Raw genomic sequence first — 5,667 nt, forward strand, 5'->3', positions numbered from 1 at the left:
TCGGCTTACAGGGATGTGATGAATATGCAGGTGTAAGCTGGCCGAGCCCGGCGCGTTACGCCTTCAGGTTGACCAGCCGCCCCAGTGTTTCGCCAATCCTCTCTGCCACCCGCAGCAACTCCTCGGCAGGAATCTGGCGGATCACGTCACCGTTTTCGCGGTCAATGATGCGGGTCACCACCTGCGACTGCTCGTCTGCAAGTTCAAACTGCACCCCGTAGTTTCGCATCACCTCGTTGATGCGCTGAATTGGCTCGACCAGCTCATTGCGGCTGAGTGGAACCTGGCCGCCTTCCGCCTGGGCGAGGGCGCTGCCGGCGGCGGGCAGGGCGATTTCCAGCGCGCGCTCCACCTGTTGGCGAGGCGTCAGCCCCTGCAGGGCCGGGCTGATGGGGGTTACGCTGGTGGCATCGAAGAGTGGAGAGCTCATGGTACGTTTCCTTGGCGGACGTTCTTATGTACGAGCCCCGGCAGGCCGCGGCAGGCAGCCGCGGCACCTTCTGGGACAATCGCAATCGCTTCGCTTCAGATGGTTTATCGGCACGGGGGCGGCAGGGCTTTAGCTCGGTCGCCTCTGTGTGTGGTGGAATTAGCCTAAAGTATTACGATAAGGCGCGCTTCCGCTGCCTGCTAGTGGGTGCAGGGTATTCGTATCGCAGTCGTTCACTGGCCCTGTTCGCCCTCTGCCAGGTTGATCGGAATAGCACCGATCTTCTCGAGCCGGTTCAGCTTGTCAATGAAGGCGGGATAGTCCCCCGGCTCCTTGGTGAGTTCCAGCACGCTGGGAAGGAGCTTGGCGCCGATGGCATTCTGAAGCTTCGAGAAGCGCATGATGAACTGGTCCACCACGGCCAGGTCGATATCCGACAGATCATTCAGCGTTTAATGGCGCTTCAATACCGCGACGATGGTACTGTGTTCCCGATCGGTCAGCCGCATGGCGCCCCCCTCCTTGATGGTGCGCAGTCTGGCATCAGCGCGCTCTGAGCGCAGGTCGCAGCGCAGCGGCGAGCTGCTCTGTGCGCGTCATTGTCTCCGTTGTGAGTCGGGGATATACAGCGGATAGCGTGCCACACATCCGACCATCAGCAGGAGTTGCAGATCTCCGCCTATGGCGACCTGCAGGGGGCATTCACCTGGGTTACTAAAGTTCTTCCCGGTCCGGCCGATAGGCTATTCAAGCACAGCTTCTGTTAGCATCGTGTCTGTCAGCATCTCGATTGTTAGCATCGTGTCTGGCACCCGCGCATCGCGTATCGCGCATCTAGTCAAGTCAAGTAGTGAGGAGTTTCCATGTCCACCATCACGGCCCTTGGCGTCGGTTCCGGCCTAGACCTGTCCGGTCTGCTCGACCAGCTGCGCGATGCGGAGCGCGGCAAACTTGCCCCCCTGGAAGCGCAGAAGGCCCAGCAGCAGGCGAAGATCTCCGCCTTCGGCCAGCTCCAGTCCGTGCTTACCACCTTCCAGGACAGCGTGGCCAAGCTGAACGACGCCTCCTTGTTTCAGAGCCTCTCCGCCAACGTGCGCGGCGAGGCCTTTACCGCCACCACCAGCAAGACGGCCCAGCCCGGCAGCTTCAACGTCGAGGTCACACAACTGGCGCGGGCCGGCACCCTGGCCACCCAGCGGGTGGCAGCCGCCGATACCGCCATTGTCGATGCCGATACCCAGCTCGAGCTCACCTTTGCCGGCATGGCGCCGGGCGATGAGCCACTGAAGATCGACATCGCCGCCGGTGCGAGCCTTGAAGCGATACGCGACGCCATCAACGCCTCGACGGAGAGCGGCGTTAGCGCCTCCATCGTCAACGACGGCAGCGGCTTCCGCCTGGCGCTGAACTCCACCGAGACCGGGGCCGATGCTGCCATCGCCTCCAGCAACTTCTTCGACATCCTCGGCGCGGATGCCCAGGCGGCCATTACGGCAGATAACACTGCCGAAGTCGGCAGCAACGTGGTGATTTCCCAGGCGGGGCAGGATGCCAACCTCAGCGTCAACGGCATCGATATCGTTAGCGCCACCAACAAGGTAGAGGGCGCCATCCAGGGCGTAACGCTTAATCTGGAACAGACCACCGCCGATGGGCAGCCCATCACTCTGCGGGTGGAGCAGGATACCCTCAAGGCCCGCGAGGCGGTGCAGGGCTTTGTAAAGGCGTTTAACGAGCTCAAGGGCACCATCGGCAAGCTCACCGCCTTCAATGCCGAGACCGGCCAGGCCGGCGACCTCAACGGTGACGGCGCGGTGCGCAGCATCGAGGCGCGCCTGCGCGGTGTGCTCTCCGGTGGCGTGACGGGCACAGGAACCGAAGGCGAGCTGCGCATGTTGAACCAGGTGGGCATCAGCCTGCAGCGCGACGGCACCCTCAAGCTAGATGACGCCAAGCTCAACGAGCTCACCAGCGGCAACATGGCTGCCCTGGGCGAGTTCTTCGCCGGCACAGACGCCAAGGGCGGCCTCGCCGGCAGCCTCAATACCACCCTGGGCCAGCTGCTGGATGGCAACGGCATCATCAAGCGCTCCATCAGCGGCGCGGAGGGCCGGGTCAAGAGCATCGGTGAGCGCTATGCGCGCATGGAGGTCTCCATCGAGCGCACCATCGACCGCTACCGGGTGCAGTTCGGCCAGCTGGATTCGATGATCGCCCAGATGAACCAGACCAGCGCCTACCTCACCCAGCAGTTCGATATGCTGGCCGAGCTGGGCAACCCCAGGAAGCGCTAGCGGCGCCGTGATCCAGACCCCCGCCTTGGCGCCGGTGGCCAAGGCGGGCAAGCCCCGGCCCTCAACCGCGCCAGAGCGGGCGGTTCTCCTCTAGGGTGGCGTTCAGCCGCTGCTGTATTTCCCGGCGCACCCCGTCGCTGATGCCAAGCGCCCTGGCGGTTGAGCCCCAGCCGCTGATCGCCGTCACCACCTCCTCAATCGTCTCTCTTGCCTCGCGCCAGCGCGCGAAACCGGCCTGATCGGCCAGCGCCTGAACGGCCTTGAGCGGCGGAGCCTTGCCATACCCCTTGAACGCTGTGGCGTGTTCACCATAGGGGCTGGGGCTGAAGGTCAGATCGTAGCCGGGCGAGGGGCGCCATTGGCCCTCGTCATCCAGAAGGAACGCCCAGTTCTTGCTGTGATCGTCCTGGTTGCAGGCGAACAGGTTGAAGAGGGCGCGACGAAACAGCTGCCTGCCCACGGCAGGGCTGGCGCAGAGCACCTGGCCGGCCTTGATCAGATCCTCGTAATCCAGAGAGGGGTGGCGAAAATCGGCATCCAGTAGCGCACAGGCGCTGCTCATGTGGTAGCGGCCCTGTTCGTTGCTGCTCGCGCTGCAGTCGAAGCGCCGCAGTGCCAGCCACCCAAGCGCGGGGGAACTTGCGGGCGGCGTGATCAGCTTCCAGCTCGGTGTGTCGATGCCGCTACGCTGGGCAAGGGTCAGATAGGCGGCCTCGCACAGCCCCTCTTCATGCCCCAGTGCCAGCGTGCTGGAGGTGAACTTGACCAGCCAGGGCTCCAGCCCTGTGCGGGGGTGGGTGCTGGCCCGGCCGGTAGTCTCCGGGGAGAGATACACCTGCACCTTGGGGCGGGCCCCGCCCGAGCTACCGGCCTGTGCTAGGGAGGCCAGTACCGTGTCGGTCTGTCCCTCGAAGAGCCGGCGGGCCTGTTCCCCCAACTCGCTCAGGCTGCACTCGGGGGCGGCTTCGCTGTCGGCGCCAAGTGCCGATACCGGGTAGTAGCGTAAGGCCCCCATGCCGTGCTCGCCCACAAAGGCCAGCCGATCCATCGGCGTCACGTCATGAGGCGAGATGCCGTGCTGGCGAAACAGGCGATCCATCAGCATCATGCCCCAGCCGTCCGGCAGCGAGTCGGCGAACAGGCCGTGCAGCCCCCGATGCGGGGTGCGAGGGGCGGCCTGCAGCCGGGTGTCGAATGCCAGCTGAAACGGCGCGAGGTGGTGGAAGGCCTGGCAATAGGCGTCGTCATACTGAAAGAACACGCCCTGGCGATTCTGCGCCAGCCGGCCCACGGGAACCTGGCGGCCGTCGCCGAGGCAGCGCCACACCTCCAGCTGCCGCACGGGCGTGAACTCACTCATCGCGGAGCACCTCTTCGATGCTGCGTGGTGCCTCCGGCGTTGGCGTTGCCAGCGCCGCTATTCGCTCCAGTCGATCCACGCACTGCCACAGCAGCAGGAACTGGCGCAGGGAAATCTGCCCGGTGGTTTCAAACCGCTTGATCGTCGGTGCCGGCACCCCGCTGCGGTCGGCCAAGGCGCTACGCGAAAGCTTCAGCTCGCGTCGGCGGCGGCGAACGGCCTGGGCCAGGTCGTGCTGGGTGTCGCTGGCGGTGAGGAGGGAGAGGCGCATCAATGAATCCCTGAAAGGCTATCATGATGTCAATTTTAGCAGATAAATGATCATTTTAGACATCATGATATCCATACGATGGTATCCATGCGATCAAAGCCTTGCGCCTGTTTACCTGCCGTTACTCGCTGTCAAGGGAAATATCACAATTTCTTTCGCCCCAGGCCTAAAGGTTTCCCCCGGGCCGCCGTTATAGAGGGTAACGGCCAACGGCGCCGTTGTGGCAGGCCCGCTGGGCCTTGAAAGACCAATCGCAGCGGGCCCGCCAATGGAGCCCTCAACAGCTAGGAAGGAATCGCACCATGTCAGTGATCAATACCAACATCACTTCGATGATCGGCCAGCAGAACCTGAGCAAGTCGCAAAATGCGCTTCAGACGAGCATGGAGAGGTTGTCCTCCGGCCTGCGCATCAACAGTGCCAAGGATGATGCGGCCGGTCAGGCCATCGCCAACCGTATGTCTGCACAGATCACTGGTCTGAATCAGGCAAGTCGAAATGCCAACGACGGTATCTCCGTTTCCCAGACCGCCGAAGGCGCTCTGAACCAGATCAACGATAACGTTCAGCGTATTCGTGAACTTACCGTTCAGGCGCAAAACGGCACCAACTCTACCGACGACCTGCAGTCCATCCAGGACGAGATCAACCAGCGTACTGCTGAGATTGACCGTGTCTCTAGCGAGACCAACTTCAACGGTGTGAAGGTGCTCGCAGAAAATCAGAGCATTGCCATTCAAGTAGGCGCCAACGACGGCGAGACGATCAATGTTGGACTGAGAGCAATTAACTCCGAGACTCTGGGTCTGCAAGATTTGGACGTCACTAACTTGCCGAGGACTGTAACAGCCGCGGACGTAATTGAAGGTGGTGAAACATTTGCGGAAGGCACTAATACCATCGTGAAACTGGGGGATGCTCTTTATTCTCTCAATGAAGACTCTGGAGTGTATAGTGCAGCAACCGTTGAAGTGGATGCTGCTTCTGGCGTAGTTACTGTAACGGAGGGTCTTGTTGTTGATCCGGCCACTCCAGCTGGTGCCGATCTTCTGGCACAGCTGGAGCCGCTTGGAAATATTGATGACGCACTGAAAAATATCGATAGTCTGCGTTCCGACTTGGGTGCTGTTCAGAACCGCTTCGAGGATGCCATCAATAACCTCAACACCAACAGCACCAACCTGTCTGCCGCGCGTTCACGCATCGAGGACGCCGACTACGCCATGGAAGTCGCCAACATGACCCGCGCGCAGATCCTGCAGCAGGCCGGCACTTCTGTCCTGGCCCAGGCCAACCAGATCCCGCAGAACGT

At 62.1% G+C, this 5,667-nt stretch carries 6 protein-coding genes; 2 read left to right on the plus strand and 4 right to left on the minus strand.

Annotated features, from left to right (window positions below; translation table 11 throughout):
* Positions 1–55: 55 nt before the first annotated feature.
* Positions 56–430, minus strand: a complete 375-nt coding sequence (locus IBX53_RS14150; protein ID WP_290910425.1) for a flagellar protein FlaG — start codon at positions 428–430, stop codon at positions 56–58.
* A 233-nt stretch (positions 431–663) separates the two neighbouring features.
* Positions 664–849, minus strand: a complete 186-nt coding sequence (locus tag IBX53_RS14155; RefSeq protein WP_290910428.1) for a hypothetical protein — start codon at positions 847–849, stop codon at positions 664–666.
* Between the two features lie 444 nt (positions 850–1,293).
* Here IBX53_RS14155 and fliD point away from each other — a divergent pair, with 444 nt between their 5' ends.
* Complete coding sequence (gene fliD, locus IBX53_RS14160; RefSeq protein WP_290910431.1) at positions 1,294–2,724, plus strand: flagellar filament capping protein FliD; 1,431 nt, start codon at positions 1,294–1,296, stop codon at positions 2,722–2,724.
* Between the two features lie 61 nt (positions 2,725–2,785).
* Here the strand turns inward: fliD and IBX53_RS14165 are convergent, their stop codons facing one another.
* Both IBX53_RS14165 and IBX53_RS14170 read right to left on the minus strand, forming a co-directional pair.
* On the minus strand, positions 2,786–4,084 hold the full coding sequence (locus tag IBX53_RS14165) for a type II toxin-antitoxin system HipA family toxin (RefSeq protein ID WP_290910434.1): 1,299 nt from the start codon (positions 4,082–4,084) through the stop codon (positions 2,786–2,788).
* A complete protein-coding gene (locus tag IBX53_RS14170; protein ID WP_290910437.1) occupies positions 4,077–4,355 on the minus strand; it encodes a helix-turn-helix transcriptional regulator in 279 nt (92 codons plus the stop codon). The genes IBX53_RS14165 and IBX53_RS14170 overlap by 8 nt, the downstream gene beginning before the upstream one ends.
* A gap of 302 nt (positions 4,356–4,657) precedes the next feature.
* On the opposite strand from IBX53_RS14170, the gene IBX53_RS14175 reads away from it, so the two are divergent.
* Positions 4,658–5,667: flagellin (locus IBX53_RS14175; protein WP_290910439.1), on the plus strand; the 1,010-nt coding region annotated here is incomplete at its 3' end.

Source organism: Halomonas sp., assembly GCF_014859505.1.
In the GTDB taxonomy this organism is placed as follows: domain Bacteria; phylum Pseudomonadota; class Gammaproteobacteria; order Pseudomonadales; family Halomonadaceae; genus Halomonas.

Coding starts and splice junctions, on each gene's coding strand:
- IBX53_RS14170 (WP_290910437.1), bottom strand. CDS start 4,355: ATGCGCCTCTCCCTCCTCACCGCCAGCGACACCCAGCACGACCTGGCC.
- fliD (WP_290910431.1), top strand. CDS start 1,294: ATGTCCACCATCACGGCCCTTGGCGTCGGTTCCGGCCTAGACCTGTCC.
- IBX53_RS14150 (WP_290910425.1), bottom strand. CDS start 430: ATGAGCTCTCCACTCTTCGATGCCACCAGCGTAACCCCCATCAGCCCG.
- IBX53_RS14165 (WP_290910434.1), bottom strand. CDS start 4,084: ATGAGTGAGTTCACGCCCGTGCGGCAGCTGGAGGTGTGGCGCTGCCTC.